Consider the following 18572-nt stretch of genomic DNA (forward strand, 5'->3'; position numbering starts at 1 on the left):
GTGTCTGGAGGACATGTGTTCCTGGTGTACCTGCTGTTCATTGTCATAGCCGTGATCACCGCAGTCGGGCTCTGCGGCTACGGCGCCCGCACCCTGGCCGACCGGCGCGCACAACGCACGGGCACACCCGGCTTGCTGCGCGGGCTCGCGGCCCTCGCGGGCGCCGGTGCGTGCGCCCTGTACGCCTGGGGGCTGCTCGCCGTCACCGGCGCGGTGATGACGGCGGAGGACGGCGGAACCGACTCGTCGCCACCTCGGTCCTGCCGTACGGCGGGCTGGTGGGAACGGCATCAGCAGGGCGCCGAGATCGTCGACTACACGGTCACGTACGTGCCTCTCGGCTTCGTCTGCGAGACCAGCGACGGCGGGAGTTACGACAACGGCGACGTGCCCGGCTACGTCAACCCGGGCGTCCTGGTCCTCGCCCTCACCGCCGCCGGGTGCGCCATCGGCGCGGGGTACGTGTCGGAGCTGCGTGCCCGGGCCGAGCTACGGAAGGGGGAGGCCGGTTAGCCTCGGTCCATCGAGGCCGGCAGGAGTTGCCGGCTGAAGTGGTGGGAGGCAGACATGGCGAAGATCCCCAGCGCGGCGGTGGCCGCAGGCGGACTCGTCGGCGGCTACGGCGTGGCCCGCTGGACCAGGTAGCGGCAGCTCGGCGGGGCCGTACTGGCGGTCGCCGGGGCCGCGGCGGCGCAGCAGTGGCGGCAGCAGGCGGGCGGGAGGGCCGCGGGCGCACTGACCGCCGCGTACGTCGCCGCCTTCGCCGGTTCGCACCCGCTGGCCAAGAAGGTGGGCGCCTGGCCCGCCGTGTTCGGGGTGGCGGGGGCGGTGGCCCTGGCGTCGTGGGCGGTGGCGGACCGGCGGGGCTGACCCGAGCCGCCCCGACACACCGCCACCGGGCGCCGCACGCCGCTAGGGCGTGTATCGAATGTGCTGGTCACAGCCACTCGTTGATGGCCGCTACGAGGACGGTCGCCTCGTAGCGGACCGCGAGCTTGTCATATCTCGTGGCCACGGCGCGGTGCCTTTTGAGGCGATTGATGCCGCACTCGACCGCGTGCCGAGCCTTGTAGTCCTCCGGGTCGAACTCCGGCGGCCTGCCGCCTTTCGAACCGAGTTTCTTGCGGTTGCGGGCTTGATCGGCCTTGTCCGGGATGGTGCAGCGGATCCCACGCCGACGCAGGTAGGCGCGGTTCTTGCGGGAGGCGTACGCCCTGTCGGCGCGCACGCGATCGGGCCGGGTGCGCGGCCGGCCCTGCCCGATGCGGGGCACGCGGACCTTCTCCAGCACGGGCTCGAACTGCGGGGAGTCCCCGCGCTGCCCAGCCGTGACCACGATCGACATGGGCTTTTGTCCTTGCTCGGTGGCCAGGTGGAGCTTGGTGGTCAAGCCGCCGCGCGAGCGTCTGAGGCCATGGTCGTCCGGCTCGGTGGCGATGCCGCCCGGCGGTTCCTTTTGCAGGTCCCCCTTTTCCTCGCCCCGGCGGCGTGCTGGTGGGCCCGACAGATGGTGGAGTCGACGTTGAGGTCCCAGGTGATCACCCCTTTGGCGTCGGCCCGGGCCTGCAATTCGGTGAAGATCCGCTGCCAGGTGCCTTGCCGCTGCCAGCGGCGGAACAGGTCGTACACCCGGCCCCAGGGCCCGTACCGTTCCGGGACATCCCGCCACGGCGTCCCGGTCCGGGTCCGCCACCGTATGCCGTCGATCAGCTGCCGTCAGACCAGCTCGGAGGCCGCCCCGGCCTCCTCCCTTTGGGTAGCAGAGGCTCAAGCTGGGCCCACTGGGCATCTGTCAGATCTCCACGCACCACAATGTGCGATCGTCACCGGCCAAGATCCCCCTTTGCAACACCCTGTAGCACGAAGTAGCTCTAAACGGTCATTGTGGACATTTGGTCCATCGACCATAATCCGGGTGTCAGGTTCGAGCCCTGCCTCCGGCATCCTGCCGACGGCACGATCGAACCTGCGATACCGCTGGCCGTCCGCCTCGTTACGTTCGAGTCCCTCCCGGTATCGGGGAGTGGCTTCGGAGACCACGAAAATGCAAGCGACCGGCCCCAACGCCTCGACCACGGAAGAGAGCTGACCAGGGTGCGGAGTAGTGGTGGGTACTCGGCCGCGTTGAGGACTGCTTTCGCGGGGGCGCTGCTCGTCGCCGGCTTCGCAGTCGCCTCGTGTGACGGCGACAGCGACAAGGCTGACGACGCGAATGGCAAGGTCACGGTCGTCTACGAGGACAACACGGTCAAGCCCGTGGACCGGCAGGCCGTAGCGGTGATCCGGAAGTCCCGCGTGCTCGAGCAGGTCGCCGACTGGGTAAGCAAGTCGATCGCCCTCCCGCATGACCTGGTCGTGAAAGTCACCGACAAGGTCCCACCGGGGGTTACGGATGCGGTCACCCAGCCCGACGGCAGGACGATCTTTGTGCCCCCGCCGTTCCTGACCCAGATCCAAGGGGCCCTCAGCAACGTGGTCAAGACCGTCGAGCGTCCCGCCCTGTTCCCCCGGGCCAGCTACAACGTCGACGACCTGACTGCGCTGTCGACCCAGTTCATCTTCGGTCACGAGATGGGCCATGCTCTGCAGCGTCAGCTTCTGCTTCCGAACCTCGGCCTTGAGGAGGACGCCGCTGACGGTTTCGCGTCGTTCTACACCGTCAACGAGGTGGGACCGGGTCCGTCGTTGGCAGCCGCGATCCTTTTCGACGAGATCGCCCGCGAGGAGGGCAAGCTGACGCTGGAAGGGCTCTCGAGCGATCACCCCGTCACCCAGCAACGGGTCTTCAACTTCCTTTGCTACCTCGAGGGGAACGACCCGAAGAGGTTCTACGAGCCGCTGGTCGGGGCGGGTTACCTGCCGAAGACCCGCGCCCCATTGTGTCCGCAGGCATGGGCGATGCTGGACTACGGCTGGTGGACTCAACTCCAGCCGCATTTCAGCGGGGCATTCAAGGGCCAGGGCGACAAGACGCAGGAGAACGCACGTGACCATCTGATCGCGGAGACGAAGGCCTTCGCGGAGAAGCTCGACAAGATCCGCAGCGGGCAATGAGCCTTGGGCAGCAGAGGCTCAAGCCGGGCCCACTGCGCATCCGTCAGATCTCCAGGCACCACAACACATGATCATCACATCACCGACCGAGATCCACTTTCGCAACACGCCCTAGGCCCCATGGCTCAGCACATTCACCACCCTCCCGTTCGGGTCCCGTACGAAGAACCGCCGTACGCCCCACTCCTCGTCCCGCAGCTCCCGTACGATCTCCGCGCCCGACGCCAGCACCTGGGCGTACACGGCGTCGACGTCCTCGACCTCCACGCTCAGGTCGGGGACGACCGGAGCGGTGCGTTCCGCGGTGAAGAAGCTGATCTGGGCGGTGGGGTTGGCGGGGGACGCCAGGGTCATCACCCAGCCCATGTGCATCACCTCCTCGAAGCCGAGCAGGCCGTAGAAGTCCCGGCTGGTCTCCATCTGTTCCTCGGACCCGACCTGGAAGTCGGGCATGATCCTGCGGATCGTCATCGAACGCGGCTCCTGTTCGGTGGTCTGAGTCATCGGTGGCCGGATTTTTTGTTATCCCCGGCAGTGTCTCCCCGTCTCCTCACCGTCCCCAGCCCCAGGCACGCGAGGAATGAGCCACGTGACACGACAGATCAGCCGCCGGAGCATGCTCAAGGCCACGGGCGCGACCGCGGGAGCCGTCGGCATCGGTACGACCGCCCTCGCGCCCCCGGCAGCCGCGGCAGGCGCCTCGTTCGCGCACCCCGGCCTCCTGCACACCCGCGCCGACCTGGACCGGATGGCCGCCAAGGTGAAGGCCGGCGCCGCTGCCCACACGGCCGGGTTCGCCAAGCTGACCGCCAACCGGCACGCGCAGAGCGGCTGGACGGCCAACCCGCAGACGACCGTGGTCCGGGGAGGCGCCGGCCAGAACTACGCGATCCTCTACAACGACGTCCACGCCGCCTACCAGAACGCCCTGCGCGGCCACGTCAGCGGCGACAGCGCCCATCTCGACACCGCCGTGGCGATCCTCAACGCCTGGTCGGCCGAGCTGACCACGCTGGCCGGCAACGCCGACCGCTTCCTGGCGGCCGGGATCTACGGCTACCAGATCGCCAACGCCGCCGAACTCATCCGCGACCACCCCGACTTCGAGCTCGGCCGGTTCCAGGAGATGCTGACCACCGTCTTCGCGCCGCTCAGCGACAGCTTCCTGGTCAAGCACAACGACGCCGTCGTCTCCAACTACTGGACCAACTGGGACCTCACCGCCATGTGCTGCGTCCTGGCGACCGGCATCCTCTGCGACGACCAGGCGCAAGTCGCCCGCGCCGTCGAGTACTTCAAGCACGGCGAGGGGCTCGGCTCGATCCGCAACGCCATTCCCGTCGTACGCGACGACGGCCTCGCCGAGTGGCTGGAGGCCGGCCGCGACCAGGGGCACGCCCTGCTCGGCGTCGGCCTGATGGGCACCTTCTGCGAGATGGCCTGGAACCAGGGCATCGACCTGTACGGCTACGACGACAGCCGCTTCCTCAAGGGCGCCCAGTACGTGGCCAAGTGGGCGATGGGCGGGGAGGTGCCCTTCACCGCGAACACCCGCAGGAAGGGCGCGATCAACGGCTGGTCGGGGTCGGAGACCGTGACCGAGGCCGCGCCCGTGGACCCGGCGATGACCCGCCCCATCTGGGCGATGATCGCCAACCACTACACCAAGCGCCGGGGCCTGCCGGCGTCGTACCTCACCCGCATCGCCGCGAAGGCCTCGCCGGAGGGCGGCGGCGGGGACTACGGGCCCAACAGCGGCGGCTACGACCAACTGGGCTTCGGCACCCTGGCGTTCACGCGCGACAAGGCCACGGGGGCGGGCGCGGGCGGATCGGCCGGTCCGGCGGCTTCGGGGGCCGCGTCCCCGGCAGCCGGGGCAGGGGCAGCGGCGGGGTCGGACGCCCGGCCGCAGACGGGGGCCACGGCATCGCCCTCCGCGTCCGCCTCTTCCTCCGCCACCGGCGACCTCGCCGCCACCGGCTCCAACGACGTCATCGGCTGGACCGCCGCCACCGGCGTCACCGCCCTCGCCGGCGGCCTGTTGCTCCTGCGGCGCAGGGAGCGGGTCCGGCGCGCATCCCGGTAGGGATCCGCGGGTGCCCCCACAGGGCTACGCCCCCGTCTCCTTCACCGCCCGCGCCTCCGCCCGGGCCGGCTTCGTCACCGCCGTGAGCGGCCGGGCGATGTCCTCCAGCGACCGGCGTTCCGCGCGGACCGCGAGGAACGCCGCCACCAGGCCCGCCAGACACATCAGGGCCGCGCCGATCTGGAAGGCGAGGACCGTGTCGCCGACCTTGCCCGTCGCGGTGAGGTCGGCGAAGAGCAGGGGGCCGCTGATACCGCCGGCGGCGGTGCCGAGGGCGTAGAAGAAGGCGATGGACATCGCGCGGGTCTCCATCGGGAAGACCTCGGAGACCGTGAGGTAGGCGCTCGACGCGCCGGCCGACGCGAAGAACAGGACCGCGCACCAGCAGGCCGTCAGCGTGCTCGCGCTGAGCGTGCCCTGATCGAACAGCCAGGCCGTGCCGAACAGCAGGATGCCCGAGAGCAGGTACGTCGACGAGATCATGATGCGGCGGCCGACCGTGTCGAACAGCCTGCCCAGCAGAAGCGGGCCCATGAAGTTGCCGAGCGCGATGACCGCGAAGTAGTAGCCGGTGTTGCCGCTCGGGACGTCGTAGAACGTGGTCAGGATCGCGCCGAAGCCGAAGGTGATGGCGTTGTAGAGGAACGCCTGGCCGATGAACAGGGAGAACCCGAGGATCGCTCGCCTGCGGTACTTCGAGAAGACCGTGCGGCCGATCTCCATGAACGTCACGCTGCGGCGCTGGCGGATGGTGAGCTCGCCCTCGGCGCGCGGCAGCGGCTCGCCCCGCTCGGCCTCCACCCGTTCTTCGATGGAGGCCACGATCCGTTCCGCCTCGTCGTCGCGGCCGTGGATCAGCAGCCAGCGTGGGCTCTCCGGGACGTGCCGCCGGACCAGGAGGATCACCAGGGCGAGGACGGCGCCGAGTGCGAACGTCAGCCGCCAGCCGACGTCCGCCGGGAAGATCGACGTGTTCAGCGCGACGATCGACAGCAGCGAGCCGCCGACCGCGCCCAGCCAGAAGCTGCCGTTGATCATCAGGTCGACACGGCCGCGGTACTGCGCCGGGATCAGCTCGTCGATCGCGGAGTTGATCGCCGCGTACTCGCCGCCGATGCCGAAGCCCGTCAGGAAGCGGAACAGGAAGAACCACCAGGTGTGGAAGGAGATCGCGGTCAGGGCCGTCGCCGCCAGGTACACCGCCAGCGTGATCATGAACAGCTTCTTGCGGCCCCACCGGTCGGTCAGGCGGCCCCAGAACAGGGCGCCCAGGCAGGCACCGGCCACATACAGCGCGGCGGCCAGGCCGGTGACCTGGCCGGAGGTGATCGGCAGTCCGCTGCCGGGCTCGGACAGGCGCGGCGCGATGTTGCCGACGACCGTGACCTCCAGCCCGTCCAGGATCCACACGGTGCCGAGACCGATCACGATCGTCCAGTGCCAGCGCGACCACGGGAGGCGGTCCAGGCGGGCGGGGATGTCGGTCGTGACGGTACGGCCGGTCTCGGCTTCTGCGGTGGTCATGGGCCCCCTCCTCGTCGAGCGGAACCCGTGCCGGGTGCCCTGGAGGGGGCGGTTCTACGCTCCCAGCGCCCGCGACACCGTGTAGATCACCAAGCCGGCGAGCGACCCGACCACCGTGCCGTTGATCCGGATGAACTGCAGATCGCGTCCGATGTGCGCCTCGATCTTCTTCGTCGTGTGCTCGGCGTCCCAGCTCGCCACGGTGTCCGTGATCAGGGAGGTGATCTCCTTGCGGTAGGTGGTGACGACGTACACGGCGGCGCCCTCCACCCAGCCGTCGACCTTGGCCTGCAGCCGCGGCTCGACCGCCATCCGCGCGCCCAGCGACAGCAACGAGGCACGCACGCGCAGGCGCAGCTCGCTGCGCTCGTCCTCGGCCGCCGAGACGATCATCGACCGGACGGCGGTCCACGCCGAGGCGATCAGGTCCTGGACCTCGCCGCGTCCCAGCACCTCGCCCTTGAGCCGCTCGACACGCGCGCGGGTGTCCGTGTCGGACTGGAGGTCGGAGGCGAAGTCGGTGAGGAAGCGGTCGAGGGCGCCGCGGGCCGGGTGGGAGGGCATGTCGCGCATCTCGGTGACGAAGCGGAGCAGCTCCTTGTAGACGCGCTCGCCGACTCTCTTGTCCACGAACTTCGGGGTCCAGCCGGGGGCGCCGCCCTGGACCGCGTGCATGATCTCCTCGTCGTGCAGGATCAACCAGTGCTGGGCCCGCGCGACGATCAGGTCGACGGCCCGCTTGTGACCACCGTCCGCGACGATCTTGTCCAGCATCTTCCCTATGCCGGGCGCGATCTCCTGGGCGTCCGCCCGACGGGTGATGGCCTCCCCCACGACCGCCTGGACGTCCGCGTCGCGCATGACCGCCAGGGCGCCTCTCAGCGCCGCCGACAGCTCGGCCGTCACGCGGTCCGCGTGCTCCGGGTCCGCCAGCCACGCCCCCAGCCGGCTGCCGATGCCGACGGCGCGCAGGCGCTGTCGTACGACGTCCTCGGAGAGGAAGTTCTCCCCGACGAACTCGCCCAGTGAGACCCCGAGCTGGTCCTTCTTGTTGGGGATGATCGCGGTGTGCGGGATGGGGATGCCCAGCGGGTACCGGAACAGGGCCGTGACGGCGAACCAGTCGGCGAGCGCGCCGACCATGCCGGCCTCGGCGGCCGCCGCGACATAGTTCGCCCACTCGCCGGCGCCCTGGTGCGACGCCACCTTGGCGAGGACGTACACCAGTGCCACGAACAGCAGCAGCCCGGTCGCGGTGAGCTTCATCCGCCGTACGCCGCGCTGTTTCTCCTCGTCGGCGGCGGTGAACGTCGTCATCGCACGTACGGCCGATGCGGGGACGCGCCGGTTACCGGCAGCGCCCGGCCGGGCATGCTGCTCTAGGTCACGCGTTCCCGTTTCTTCCGGATTCGTACGTTCCATTCCGCTCCACCCGTCCAGGATCCCCCGTACTCATTGTCCCTACCTGACCGACTCCTGGAACGAAACAAGAGTTCCCGGCGTCTGTTCGGTGGGGGGAGGTCGATGACGAACTCCGGATGAACGCCGGCGGCCCAATGGGGGGTCCGTGCAACTCCCCTCCGCCTTATGACGCATCATGAGGTGATCACATCGGAGCCTCGGGCTCCCATCCGCCCGAGGAGACACGCACCGCATGACCAGGCGTAACGGTTATGCCTTGCTCGCCGCGATCGTCACCCTGATCGTCACGCTTTCCGCGGCCATATATGTCGGAGTCGCCTCCGACGACGGCAGCGCCACCAGCAAGAGCACCCCCACCAACGAAGGCGCCCCCCGGGGCCCCGCCGCCCCGGCCTCCACCGGCATCTGGGTCGGCGCCTGGTCGACCTCCCCGGTCGGCTCCGAGCCCGGCACCGAGGTCGAGGGCCTGGCAGGCCGCTCGGTGCGCAACGTCGTGCACACCAGCGTCGGCGGTACGAGTGCCCGGATCACGCTGTCCAACCTCTACGGCCAGTCCGCGCTGACCATCACCCACGCGTCGGTCGCCGTGTCCGCCGGCACCGGGACCGCGGCGGCGATCGTGGACACCATGCGCCGGCTGACCTTCGGCGGCAACACCACGGTCGTCATCCCACCGGGGCAGCAGGTGCTCAGCGACGCCGTGCGCCTCGCCGTCCCGGCGGACACCGACATCCTTGTCACCACCTACTCCCCCACCCCGTCCGGCCCGGTCACCTACCACCCGCACGCGCGCCAGATCAGCTACGTCGCCGAGGGCGACGTCACCGAGGACGCGACCGGCGTGGCGTACACCGGGCAGGTCGGTTCCTGGCGCTACCTGACGGCGCTGGATGTCCTCAGCAACGAGTCGCACGGCACCGTCGTGGTCTTCGGCGACTCACTGACCGACGGCATCACGTCCACCGAGAACCACAACCGGCGCTGGACCGACGCCCTCTCGCGCCGGCTGCGCGCGGCGATCACGGCCCGTCAGGACGTGCCGCGCTACAGCGTCGTCAACCAGGGCATCAGCGGCAACCAGATCCTCGTCAGCGGCACCGGGCGCCCCGCGAACAACGAGGCCGGCCTCACCCGCTTCGGCCGCGACGTCCTCGCCCGTACGAACGTCAAGGTCGTCGTCATCGACCTCGGCGTCAACGACATCCTGCGCAATCCCCGGCTCGCCGACCCCGACCGCATCCTCGACGGCCTGCGCGCCCTGGTCCGCCAGGCGCACGCCCGCGGCATCAAGGTCGTCGGCGCCACCCTGATGCCCTTCCAGGGCCACCGCGGCTACACCGACGCCCGCGAGAACGTGCGCCAGCAGATCAACGCCGAGATCCGCAGCGGCCGGGTCTTCGACGCGGTCGCCGACTTCGACGAGGCCCTGCGGGACCCGTACAACCCCCGCAAGTTCCGCCCCGACTACGACTCCGGCGACCACCTCCACCCCAGCGACAAGGGCTACGACCGGATGGGCGAAGCCTTCGACCTGCAGGACTTGAGGGGCGCGGCCCCGGCCAAGCTGTAGGCCGGCCGACGGCGCCGAGGCCCAGCAGCCGGGGCCACCGCATCGCCGGCGCGGGCTGAGGGCGGCAGCGTCCGCCCCCGCAGCAGCGACCCCAGCCCGGAGGCCACATGCCCCCGGAGCCTGCGCGAAGTCGTGCCGACAGAGGCAACTCCCCTCCCCTGGAAGGGCGGGACCCGCAAGTCGCGGGCGGGCATCCCCACCCCCGCCTCAGCCCCGACGCCGGTCGCAGGCTGCAGACCACACCGCTCGGCGGAGCCTGCGGGCCGCAGCAACAGCCGCCCCCGCGCCGCCTGTGGCTACCGAATCGCCCAGCGCAGGCTACGGGCACCGCCGTCCGGCCCACGCGGAGCCACATCCCCCACCGGGGCCTGCGGGCCGCATCCGCCGGCCAACCCACCCTGGTGGCAGCCGTGCCGCCAGAGGCAGCTCCCGTCCCGTAGAAGGGCGGCACCCCACGAGCCGCGGGCTGGCATCCCCACCCCCGCCCCGGCGCCGGGCGCCTCGCAGCCGACGGGTGCTCAGTCCTCGTCCCGCTCCCGTGCACGTCGCTTTCCGTGCCGGTCATGGGCGTTCCGCCACATCTCCCGATGCTCCTCGAGCATCTCGCGGTGCGCCTCGTACTGCTCGTGCTGCTCGTCCCGGGCCGAAGCCCGCAGCTCCCGTCGCTCGGCCCGCCGCTCCAGCTTCTCGCGCCGCCGTTCCTCCCGAAGGGCCTGCCGCTGGGCCCGCGTATGCTTCCGCTCCACCCCGACGCCGCCCCAGAAGGCGAACCCGGTCACGATCACGCGAGGGGCGCCCGGATCGCCCGGTACGCCCTCCTCCCGTTGGTCGAACCCGCCCATGATCCCGAGCCCGCGCACCACGACCTCGACCCCGGGCGGCACGGTCACCTGCATCCCGCCCATGATCGCGACGCAGTTGATCACGACCTCCCGGTCCGCGAAGTCGGCGTCGCGCAGATCGATCTCCCCGCCGCCCCAGAACGCGAACGCGTTGAACCGCCGGGGCACGGTCCACCGCCCCTTGCGCTGGAACCCCGACATCACGGCGACACCCGCCGTGGACGATCCCTCGCCGCCGACGATCCGGTCCGCCCAACTCCCGTCCGGCACCTCGGACTTCTTGACCATGTCGACCTTGGGAACGGCCACCGTGCCGACGGGCAGATCCCGGGTCAGCGGCGCCAGCTCCCCGTACGTACGAGCCTTGTACACGGCGTCCAGGCGTTCCCCGAACTCCTCCATGTCGAGACGCCCCTCCGCGACGGCGTCCCGCAGGACCTCGGCGACTCGTTCACGGTCTGCGTCGGAGGCACGGAGCTCCGGGACGTCGTCGGTCATGCAAGCAGCCTACGAGCAACCCCGCCCGTGGGCTACGAGATCGCTCGCTCGGCCTGTCCCGGCGGGGGTTTGGGGGTGTCCCCCAACGAGTGCAGCATCTTGGCGATCACGGCCTCGATGTCCGGCTCCCGCACCGACAGATCCACCAGCGGATACTCCGCCGCGATCCGCGCCACCAGCACCGCCGCCGACTCGGCGGCAGGGAACGCCAGCCACTGCCGAGGCCCCTCCACCTTCACCACCCGGGCGGGCGGCGCCTCGATCGGCGGCAGCTCCCGCTCCAGGTCGACGACCAGCGTGCGCTCGCTCTCCCCCACCTCGTGCAGCCCCGTGAGCGGACCGTCGTACATCAGCCGCCCGTGGTCGATGACCATCACCCGCGAGCACAACTGCTCGATGTCCTGGAGATCGTGCGTGGTCAGCAGCACCGTCGTGCCGCGCTCCCCGTTCAACTCCCGCAGGAACTCCCTGACCTTCGCCTTCGAGATCACGTCGAGTCCGATCGTCGGCTCGTCCAGGTACACCACCTCGGGATCGTGCAGCAGCGCCGCCGCGATGTCGCCCCGCATCCGCTGCCCGAGGGAGAGCTGCCGCACCGGGACGTCCAACAGCGCACCCAGGTCGAGGAGTTCGACGAGCCGGTCGAGGTTCTCCCGGTAACGGCCGTCCGGGATGCGGTACATACGGTGCATCAGCTTGTACGAGTCGATCAGCGGCAGGTCCCACCACAGCGTCGTACGCTGCCCGAACACCACCCCGATCCGGTGCGCGAGCCGCATCCGCTCGCGGGACGGGTCGATGCCGGCGACCCGGAGCCGGCCGCCGCTCGGGGTCAGGATGCCGGTCAGCATCTTGATCGTCGTCGACTTGCCGGCGCCGTTCGGCCCGATGTAGCCCACCATCTCGCCGCGTGCCACGCGGAAGGAGATCGAGTCGACGGCCCGTACCTGGCGCCGCTCCCGCTTGAGGAAACCGGTCTTCTTGCGGACGTCGAAGACCTTCTCGACGCCGTCGAGTTCGATGAACACGTCCGCCTTGCCATCCAAGGCACTCATGCCGTCCATGCCGTCCATGCCGTCCACCGCTGCCCCTAACTCCCCGTACTCCGATACGACCGCAGCCCGGCCCGCCACGCCAGACCGGCCAGTGCGCAGCACACCGCCGCCACCAACGGCGACGCGAAGGCCGCCCACTGGGGCAGGCCGAGCGGATACGGGCGCTCCAGCACATAGGAGGCCGGCACCCAGTTGACGAAGGCGAGCGGCAGCACGAACGTCACCCCGCGCACGAAGTCCGTCCCGAACACCGTCGGCGGATACTGCAACAGCGTGGTGCCGCCGTACGTGAACGCGTTCTGCACCTCGGCGGCGTCCTGCGCCAGGAACTGGAACGACGCGCCCGCCACGAACAGGGCGCAGAAGATCACCCCGCCGCAGACCACCATCACCGGCACCAGCAGCACCTTCGCCGCGGTCCAGTCGACGTCGACGGCCAGCAGCCCCCAGCCCAGCACCAGCGCGCCCTGGGTGATCCGGCCGAGGCGGCGCAGCGCGAAGTGGTCCGCGGCGACCTGGGCCAGCACCGGGACGGGCCGCACGAGCAGCGTGTCGAACGAGCCGTCGCGCATCCGGCCGCCGAGGACGTCCATCGAGCCGAAGGTCAGGTCGGCGATCCCGAACGCCGTCGCGGACAGCCCGTACAGGAAGGCGACCTCGGGCAGCGACCAGCCGCCCAGCGAGTCGACCTGCGAGAACATCAGCAGGATCGCCACGAAGTCCAGGCCGGTCACCAGCAGGTTGCCGAAGACCGTGACGACGAAGGAGGCGCGGTAGGTCATGGCGGACCGGATCCACATCCCGGCGATCAGCCGGTAGGCCCGCAGCCCCTCACCGGCCCGGGACACCCTGGTGGCACCGGAGATCTCACCCACCCTGCACCACCACCCGCCGCGTGGCCGCCGACTGGACCAGCCGCCCGGCCGCCAGCAGCACCACCGCCCACGCCGCCTGGAAGGCGTACGCCCGCAGCGGGTCGGTCTCCCCCATCAGCACGTCCGCCGGCATCTGGAGCTGCGCCGCCCAGGGCAGCACCCGCACGATCTCGCCGAGCACGCCCGGGAAGGCGTTCAGCGGCAGCACCATGCCCGAGAAGAAGATCCCCGTGATCATCAGGGCCTGGTTGACGCCCATGCCGTCCATCAGCCAGAACACGCTCAGGGCCGCCAGATAGCGGATCGCGAAGCTGACGAGCATCGCGAGCAGGAGTGTGACCGTGAAGGCCGCCCAACGGGTGACGTCCGTCGGCAGCGCCATCGGGAAGAAGAGCGCGCCGAACGCGAACGGGACCACACCGCGCCCCAGCATCTGGAACAGCGCCCGCCCCACGTCGCCCGCCAGCCACCACAGCTGGAGATCGGCCGGCCGGTACAGGTCGACGGCGATCTCACCGGTGCGGATGCGCTGCATCAAGTCCTTCTCGGCGCCGCCGCCCTGGATGGCCAGCGTCGCGTACAGGCACTGGCCCAGCCACACATAGGTGACGGCCTGGGTCTGGTCGTAGCCGCCGAGATGCGGCTTCTCGTCCCACAGCGCCAGATAGGTGTAGACGAGGATCACGCCGAAGACGGTGTTGGTGAACACCCCGGCCGCGGTTGCCGCCCGATAAGTCGCGTACCTTCTGAACCCGCCCACCGCGACGGCTAAGTACAACCGCCCCGATCCCACATCCACAGCCCTCCTCGCCCGCGCCCGGCACCGAAGCGCAGGAGCCTAGTGCGCGCGCGGCGGGGGCTGCCAGCCAATTTCCGGGCTCCACCTGGCGGGAGAGTCTGCTCACTTTCCGCAGACACGCGCCGGTTTCCGGGAACGGAACGCCCGGTGCGAGAGTCTTCAGCAATGGGGGCGCATTAGGCGTACGAGGCGTACGGGAACGTACGACGCGAAACAGGAGTCCGTGCACGAGATGAGCGACGAGCCGCAGCCACAGCCGCAGGGGCAGGCCCAGCAGCCGAACGAGAAGCCCAAGCGGCCGAAGAGGACGGGCTGGCGGCGGATCATCCCGACCTGGCGGACGGTCCTCGGCACCTTCGTCATCGGCACAATGCTGCTGTTCGGGCTGTTCTTCCTGGGCTACTCCCTGGTCAAGATCCCGCCGGCCAACGCGCTCGCGACCAAGCAGGCCAACGTGTACATGTACGCGGACGGATCGGTGATCGCCCGCGACGGCCAGGTCAACCGGGAGAACGTCACGCTGGCGCAGATGTCCAAGGACGCCCAGCACGCGATCCTGGCCGCCGAGGACCGCGACTTCTACACCGAGTCCGCGATCGACCCCAAGGCGATGCTGCGCGCCGGCTGGAACACGGCGACCGGCAAGGGCAAGCAGTCCGGCTCCACGATCACCCAGCAGTACGTGAAGAACTACTACCTGCGTCAGGAGCAGACCGTCACCCGCAAGGTGAAGGAGTTCTTCATCTCGATCAAGCTGGACCGCGAGAAGACCAAGAACGAGATCCTCGAGGGCTACCTCAACACCAGCTTCTTCGGCCGCAACGCCTACGGCATCCAGGCCGCCGCCCAGGCCTACTACGGCATGGACGCCAAGGACCTCGACCCGGGCCGCGCCGCCTATCTGGCCGCGCTGGTCAACGCGCCCAGCGAGTACGACGTCGTCGCCCACCCCGAGAACAAGTCCGCGGCCCTGGCCCGCTGGAACTACGTCCTGGACGGCATGGTCACCAAGGGCTGGCTCAGCGAGTCGAAGCGGGCGGGCATCAAGTTCCCGATGCCGAAGGAGGCGACGGCCTCCACGAGCCTGTCCGGGCAGCGCGGTTACATCGTGCAGATCGTCAAGGACTATCTGACCCAGAACAAGATCGTCAGCGCGGAGGAGCTGGAGGCGGGCGGCTACCGCGTCACGACCACCCTCCAGAAGAACCGGCAGGACGCCTTCGTCGACGCCGTCAACGACAAGCTGATGTCGAAGCTGGACAAGAAGAACAACAAGGTCGACAACTACGTCCGCGCGGGCGGCGCCTCCGTCGACCCGAAGACCGGCAAGGTCGTCGCGATGTACAACGGCATCGACTACGTCAAGCAGTACACCCCGAACGCAACCCGCCGGGACTTCCAGGTCGGCTCCACCTTCAAGCCGTTCGTGTTCACCTCGGCCGTGGAGAACGGCTCGACGACGCAGGACGGCCGCCCGATCACCCCGAACACGATCTACGACGGCACCAACAAGCGCCCGGTGCAGGGCTGGACGGGCAGCTACGACCCCGCGAACGAGGACGACGTCTCCTACGGCGACATCAGCGTCCGCGAGGCCACCGACAAGTCCGTCAACTCGGTGTACGCGCAGATGGCCGTCGACGTGGGCCCCGACAAGGTGAAGGACACCGCGGTCGAGCTCGGCCTGCCCGCGGGCACCCCCGACCTCCAGCCGTACCCGTCGATCGCGCTCGGCACCGCCACCGCCAGCGTCCTCGACATGGCGGAGGCCTACGCGACGCTCGCCAACCACGGCAAGCACGGCACGTACACCATGATCGAGAAGGTCACCAAGGACGGCGCCGACGTCATCGAGCTGCCGGAGCGCAAGACCTCCCAGGTCGTCAGCCGCGAGGCCGCCGACACCACGACGTCCGTCCTGCAGAGCGTCGTCGACAACGGCACGGCCACCGCCGCGCAGGCCGCCGGCCGACCGGCGGCGGGCAAGACCGGTACCGCGGAGGAGGACACCGCGGCCTGGTTCGCCGGGTACACCCCCGACCTCGCCACCGTCGTCGCCGTCATGGGTCAGGACCCGGTCACGGCCAAGCACAAGTCGCTGTACGGCGCGATGGGCCTGGCCCGCATCAACGGCGGTGGGGCGCCCACCGAGATCTGGGCCCAGTACACCGAGGACGCGCTGAAGGGGAAGCCGGTCAGCGACTTCGACCTGGAGCTCCAGGAGGGCTCGAACGTGCCCCAGTACCCGACGACCGACCCGACCGCGGGCGACGAGGGCATCGGCGGCCAGGACAACGGCGGCACCACCGGGGAGCCGACCACCGGCGGCCAGGACACCGAGGGCCAGACCGGCGGTGAGACGCCGGGTGAGACGGACGGCGGCACGACGGGCGACACGACCGGAGGCACCACCGACGGGGGCACCACGGACGGCGGCACGACCGGCGGGACCGACACCGGAGGCACCACTGACGGCGGCACGACGGACGGCGGCACCACGGGCGGGACGGACACCGGAGGCACCACCGACGGCGGCACCACGGACGGCGGCACCTCCACCGGCGGAACCGACACCGGCGGAGGCGGAGGGACGTCCGGGAACACCGGCGGCCCCCGTCAATGACCGCTGGTCGCCTTGAGCCCCACCACGGCGACCAGCAGCAGACAGACGAAGAAGATCCGCGCGGCGGTGACCGGCTCCCCCAGCACCACCATGCCCACGACCGCCGCGCCGGCCGCCCCGATGCCCACCCAGACGCCGTAGGCGGTACCGATGGGCAGGGACTTGGCGGCGTACGACAGCAGCACCATGCTGGCGACGATGCCGGCGCCGGTGAACAGGCTGGGGACGAGCCGGGTGAATCCGTCGGTGTACTTCATGCCGATCGACCAGCCGACCTCGAGCAGACCGGCGACGACGAGCAGAACCCAGGCCATGACAGGCACCTCCGAGACGTGACGACGTTGAGCGGGGGTGCGTCGTCTTTGCGTACATCCCGGTACGGCGCGTCTCGTCGGGTTCCTTCAAAGCTAGCAAACAGACAGCGAGAGGGGCTGGTGACGACGGTCACCAGCCCCTCCTGCCGTTGAATCAGAGGTACAGCCGCGTTACAGGTACAGCCCCGTCGAGTCCTCCGACCCCTCGAACCGGTCGGCGGCCACGGCGTGCAGATCACGCTCGCGCATGAGCACGTACGCGACCCCGCGCACCTCGACCTCGGCGCGGTCCTCGGGGTCGTACAGGACCCGGTCGCCGGGCTCCACGGTCCGTACGTTCTGGCCCACCGCGACGACCTCGGCCCAGGCCAGCCGACGGCCGACGGCCGCGGTGGCGGGGATCAGGATGCCGCCACCGGAACGCCGCTCGCCCTCGCTGGTGTCCTGCCGCACGAGTACCCGGTCGTGCAGCATCCGGATGGGCAGCTTGTCGTGGTGGGTGCTGTGCTCGTTTCTGTTGGCGCTCACGCCTTTGAACCTACCTGCCTTTGCCGCCTGCGTACGCCGCCGGGTCCGCCGCCGCTCAGCCCCTGCGGCGCCGGGTGCCGAGGGCCAGCAGGCCGACGAGACCGACGGCGACGAGGGCGACGGGCACGATGCGCTCCAGCCGGGGCGCGCCCTCCTCGTCGGTGAACTTGGCCCGCACATCGCTCATGGCCCGGTTGACCTCGACGTAGGCCCGCCCGAGCGTGTGATCGATGTTCGAGACGACCTTGGCCTTGGCGTCGCCGACGATCGTCTTCGGGTGCACCCGCACCCCGATCTCGTCGAGCGTCTCTGCCAGCACAGCGCGGCGGGCCTTGATGTCCGCCTCGATCTGCGCGGGGGTTCTGGTGTCCGACGTGTCCGCCACCGTACGGCCTCCGAAGTGAAGCTGATGCTGTTTCCGGACAGTCTGTCAGTTCCACGCCGGACCGCACTGTCAGGCTCCCCGGTTACGCTGGTTCGATGAGCGAGCGACTGCAGCCGGGGGACGTGGCCCCCGCCTTCACCCTGCCCGATGCCGACGGCACCGAGGTGTCCCTGTCGGACCACAAGGGCCGCAAGGTCATCGTCTACTTCTACCCGGCCGCCCTGACCCCCGGCTGCACCAAGCAGGCCTGTGACTTCACGGACAACCTGCAGCTGCTGGCCGGCGCCGGCTACGACGTCATCGGGGTCTCCCCCGACAAGCCGGAGAAGCTCGCCAAGTTCCGCGAGCAGGAGTCCCTGAAGGTCACGCTGCTGGCCGACCCCGAGAAGACGGTCACCGAGTCCTACGGCGCCTACGGCGAGAAGAAGAACTACGGCAAGACCTACATGGGCGTCATCCGCTCCACGATCGTCGTGGACGAGGAGGGCAAGGTCGAGCGGGCCCTGTACAACGTGCGGGCCACGGGACACGTGGCGAAGATCATCAAGGACTTGGGTATCTGAACGAGATCCAGACGTCGGGAGCCAGGTCGGCCCGCCCGGGCAGCGGCCTGCGCTCCTCACTCCACTCCCCCGGCGCGGGCTCCTCGGCGACGCGGCGCCAGAACAGAACCGCGCCCGCGTTGGCATCCTGAAAGGCGATCTCCCACGGTCCCGGCTGCCGGCCGACGACCACCCGCACGGCCCGCAACCCCGACTCCGGCCCGTCGCGCACCACGCACGACGAAGAAGCTGTTGAGCACACGGGACGGCCCGCTCAACGCCCGCACGAAGGCGAACCCGACGGGATGCTCGCCACTGCGGAAGAGAAACGGCGCCCAATCGACTCCGTCGGAGAAGGCTGCTTCCAGCCGCTCCCTGCGAAACGTCCCGTCCGCGTTCGGCAGTTGCCCACCGACCTCGGCCATGTCGTGCCGGAACAGAAGCCAGAGGTGTTC

Annotated in this window: 16 protein-coding genes, 3 pseudogenes and 1 riboswitch; of the genes and pseudogenes, 7 read left to right on the top strand and 12 right to left on the bottom strand. The window is 69.9% G+C overall.

What is annotated here, in order from left to right; all coding sequences use genetic code 11:
- Window positions 1–15: 15 nt before the first annotated feature.
- Together ACZ7M7_RS06815 and ACZ7M7_RS06820 are read left to right on the top strand one after the other, a co-directional pair.
- A complete protein-coding gene (locus ACZ7M7_RS06815; RefSeq protein WP_472113473.1) occupies window positions 16–513 on the top strand; it encodes a hypothetical protein in 498 nt (165 codons plus the stop codon).
- Window positions 514–567: 54 nt separating this feature from the next.
- Window positions 568–870: pseudogene (locus tag ACZ7M7_RS06820) on the top strand (hypothetical protein).
- Between the two features lie 67 nt (window positions 871–937).
- Here the strand turns inward: ACZ7M7_RS06820 and ACZ7M7_RS06825 are convergent.
- Window positions 938–1814 (bottom strand): annotated as a pseudogene (locus ACZ7M7_RS06825) (IS5 family transposase).
- 310 nt (window positions 1815–2124) lie between these two features.
- Between ACZ7M7_RS06825 and ACZ7M7_RS06830 the strand changes: the two are divergent.
- Window positions 2125–3054, top strand: coding sequence for a DUF4344 domain-containing metallopeptidase (locus ACZ7M7_RS06830; RefSeq protein ID WP_469651177.1), 930 nt, complete (start codon window positions 2125–2127; stop codon window positions 3052–3054).
- Between the two features lie 111 nt (window positions 3055–3165).
- On the opposite strand, the gene ACZ7M7_RS06835 is transcribed toward ACZ7M7_RS06830, so the two are convergent.
- Window positions 3166–3525 carry a VOC family protein gene (locus tag ACZ7M7_RS06835; RefSeq protein WP_383608832.1) on the bottom strand — a complete coding sequence of 120 codons (360 nt, stop codon included), beginning with the start codon at window positions 3523–3525 and terminating at the stop codon, window positions 3166–3168.
- 145 nt (window positions 3526–3670) lie between these two features.
- Between ACZ7M7_RS06835 and ACZ7M7_RS06840 the strand changes: the two genes are divergently transcribed.
- A complete protein-coding gene (locus tag ACZ7M7_RS06840; RefSeq protein ID WP_472113972.1) occupies window positions 3671–5140 on the top strand; it encodes an alginate lyase family protein in 1470 nt (489 codons plus the stop codon).
- A gap of 24 nt (window positions 5141–5164) precedes the next feature.
- Here ACZ7M7_RS06840 and ACZ7M7_RS06845 read toward each other — a convergent pair whose 3' ends face one another.
- On the bottom strand, window positions 5165–6664 hold the full coding sequence (locus ACZ7M7_RS06845; RefSeq protein WP_472113476.1) for an MFS transporter: 1500 nt from the start codon (window positions 6662–6664) through the stop codon (window positions 5165–5167).
- Window positions 6665–6718: 54 nt separating this feature from the next.
- Window positions 6719–8086, bottom strand: a complete 1368-nt coding sequence (locus ACZ7M7_RS06850; protein ID WP_472113479.1) for a DUF445 domain-containing protein — start codon at window positions 8084–8086, stop codon at window positions 6719–6721.
- A gap of 232 nt (window positions 8087–8318) precedes the next feature.
- Here ACZ7M7_RS06850 and ACZ7M7_RS06855 point away from each other — a divergent pair, with 232 nt between their 5' ends.
- The gene (locus ACZ7M7_RS06855; protein ID WP_472113482.1) at window positions 8319–9656 is read left to right on the top strand and encodes an SGNH/GDSL hydrolase family protein; all 1338 of its coding nucleotides are present in this window, start codon (window positions 8319–8321) and stop codon (window positions 9654–9656) included.
- Between the two features lie 518 nt (window positions 9657–10174).
- On the opposite strand, the gene ACZ7M7_RS06860 is transcribed toward ACZ7M7_RS06855, so the two are convergent.
- From ACZ7M7_RS06860 to ACZ7M7_RS06875, 4 genes are all read right to left on the bottom strand, one after another.
- The gene (locus ACZ7M7_RS06860; RefSeq protein WP_472113485.1) at window positions 10175–10996 is read right to left on the bottom strand and encodes a DUF1707 SHOCT-like domain-containing protein; all 822 of its coding nucleotides are present in this window, start codon (window positions 10994–10996) and stop codon (window positions 10175–10177) included.
- A gap of 32 nt (window positions 10997–11028) precedes the next feature.
- Entirely contained in the window at window positions 11029–12051 is a 1023-nt protein-coding gene (locus ACZ7M7_RS06865; protein WP_383608814.1) for an ABC transporter ATP-binding protein, read from the bottom strand.
- A gap of 35 nt (window positions 12052–12086) precedes the next feature.
- Window positions 12087–12851, bottom strand: a complete 765-nt coding sequence (locus tag ACZ7M7_RS06870) for an ABC transporter permease (RefSeq protein WP_383609326.1) — start codon at window positions 12849–12851, stop codon at window positions 12087–12089.
- 67 nt (window positions 12852–12918) lie between these two features.
- Window positions 12919–13719, bottom strand: a complete 801-nt coding sequence (locus ACZ7M7_RS06875) for an ABC transporter permease (protein ID WP_383631163.1) — start codon at window positions 13717–13719, stop codon at window positions 12919–12921.
- 238 nt (window positions 13720–13957) lie between these two features.
- Here ACZ7M7_RS06875 and ACZ7M7_RS06880 point away from each other — a divergent pair, with 238 nt between their 5' ends.
- Window positions 13958–16348, top strand: coding sequence for a transglycosylase domain-containing protein (locus ACZ7M7_RS06880; RefSeq protein WP_383608811.1), 2391 nt, complete (start codon window positions 13958–13960; stop codon window positions 16346–16348).
- Here the strand turns inward: ACZ7M7_RS06880 and sugE are convergent.
- The 3 genes from sugE to ACZ7M7_RS06895 all read right to left on the bottom strand — a co-directional run bounded on the left by sugE (window position 16342) and on the right by ACZ7M7_RS06895 (window position 17575).
- On the bottom strand, window positions 16342–16662 hold the full coding sequence (gene sugE, locus ACZ7M7_RS06885; protein ID WP_328427388.1) for a quaternary ammonium compound efflux SMR transporter SugE: 321 nt from the start codon (window positions 16660–16662) through the stop codon (window positions 16342–16344). The two genes, ACZ7M7_RS06880 and sugE, sit on opposite strands and share 7 nt — an antisense overlap.
- Before the next feature lie 36 nt (window positions 16663–16698).
- Window positions 16699–16760, bottom strand: a riboswitch (guanidine-III (ykkC-III) riboswitch).
- 73 nt (window positions 16761–16833) lie between these two features.
- Window positions 16834–17190, bottom strand: a complete 357-nt coding sequence (locus ACZ7M7_RS06890; protein WP_383630918.1) for a GroES family chaperonin — start codon at window positions 17188–17190, stop codon at window positions 16834–16836.
- Window positions 17191–17245: 55 nt separating this feature from the next.
- Window positions 17246–17575: a DUF3618 domain-containing protein gene (locus tag ACZ7M7_RS06895; RefSeq protein WP_328427386.1), complete on the bottom strand. Its 330-nt coding sequence runs from the start codon at window positions 17573–17575 to the stop codon at window positions 17246–17248.
- A 95-nt stretch (window positions 17576–17670) separates the two neighbouring features.
- Here ACZ7M7_RS06895 and bcp point away from each other — a divergent pair, with 95 nt between their 5' ends.
- Entirely contained in the window at window positions 17671–18138 is a 468-nt protein-coding gene (gene bcp / locus ACZ7M7_RS06900; protein WP_383608806.1) for a thioredoxin-dependent thiol peroxidase, read from the top strand.
- Here bcp and ACZ7M7_RS06905 read toward each other — a convergent pair.
- Window positions 18119–18542, bottom strand: a pseudogene (locus ACZ7M7_RS06905) (GNAT family N-acetyltransferase). The gene bcp and the pseudogene ACZ7M7_RS06905 overlap by 20 nt on opposite strands.
- Between the last annotated feature and the right edge of the window lie 30 nt (window positions 18543–18572).

This window comes from Streptomyces sp. NPDC111606 (assembly GCF_055656945.1).

Coding starts and splice junctions, on each gene's coding strand:
- ACZ7M7_RS06835 (WP_383608832.1), bottom strand. CDS start 3,525: ATGACGATCCGCAGGATCATGCCCGACTTCCAGGTCGGGTCCGAGGAA.
- ACZ7M7_RS06840 (WP_472113972.1), top strand. CDS start 3,671: ATGCTCAAGGCCACGGGCGCGACCGCGGGAGCCGTCGGCATCGGTACG.
- ACZ7M7_RS06845 (WP_472113476.1), bottom strand. CDS start 6,664: ATGACCACCGCAGAAGCCGAGACCGGCCGTACCGTCACGACCGACATC.
- ACZ7M7_RS06850 (WP_472113479.1), bottom strand. CDS start 8,086: ATGGAACGTACGAATCCGGAAGAAACGGGAACGCGTGACCTAGAGCAG.
- ACZ7M7_RS06855 (WP_472113482.1), top strand. CDS start 8,319: ATGACCAGGCGTAACGGTTATGCCTTGCTCGCCGCGATCGTCACCCTG.
- ACZ7M7_RS06860 (WP_472113485.1), bottom strand. CDS start 10,996: ATGACCGACGACGTCCCGGAGCTCCGTGCCTCCGACGCAGACCGTGAA.
- ACZ7M7_RS06865 (WP_383608814.1), bottom strand. CDS start 12,051: ATGAGTGCCTTGGATGGCAAGGCGGACGTGTTCATCGAACTCGACGGC.
- ACZ7M7_RS06870 (WP_383609326.1), bottom strand. CDS start 12,851: ATGTGGATCCGGTCCGCCATGACCTACCGCGCCTCCTTCGTCGTCACG.
- ACZ7M7_RS06880 (WP_383608811.1), top strand. CDS start 13,958: ATGAGCGACGAGCCGCAGCCACAGCCGCAGGGGCAGGCCCAGCAGCCG.
- sugE (WP_328427388.1), bottom strand. CDS start 16,662: ATGGCCTGGGTTCTGCTCGTCGTCGCCGGTCTGCTCGAGGTCGGCTGG.
- bcp (WP_383608806.1), top strand. CDS start 17,671: ATGAGCGAGCGACTGCAGCCGGGGGACGTGGCCCCCGCCTTCACCCTG.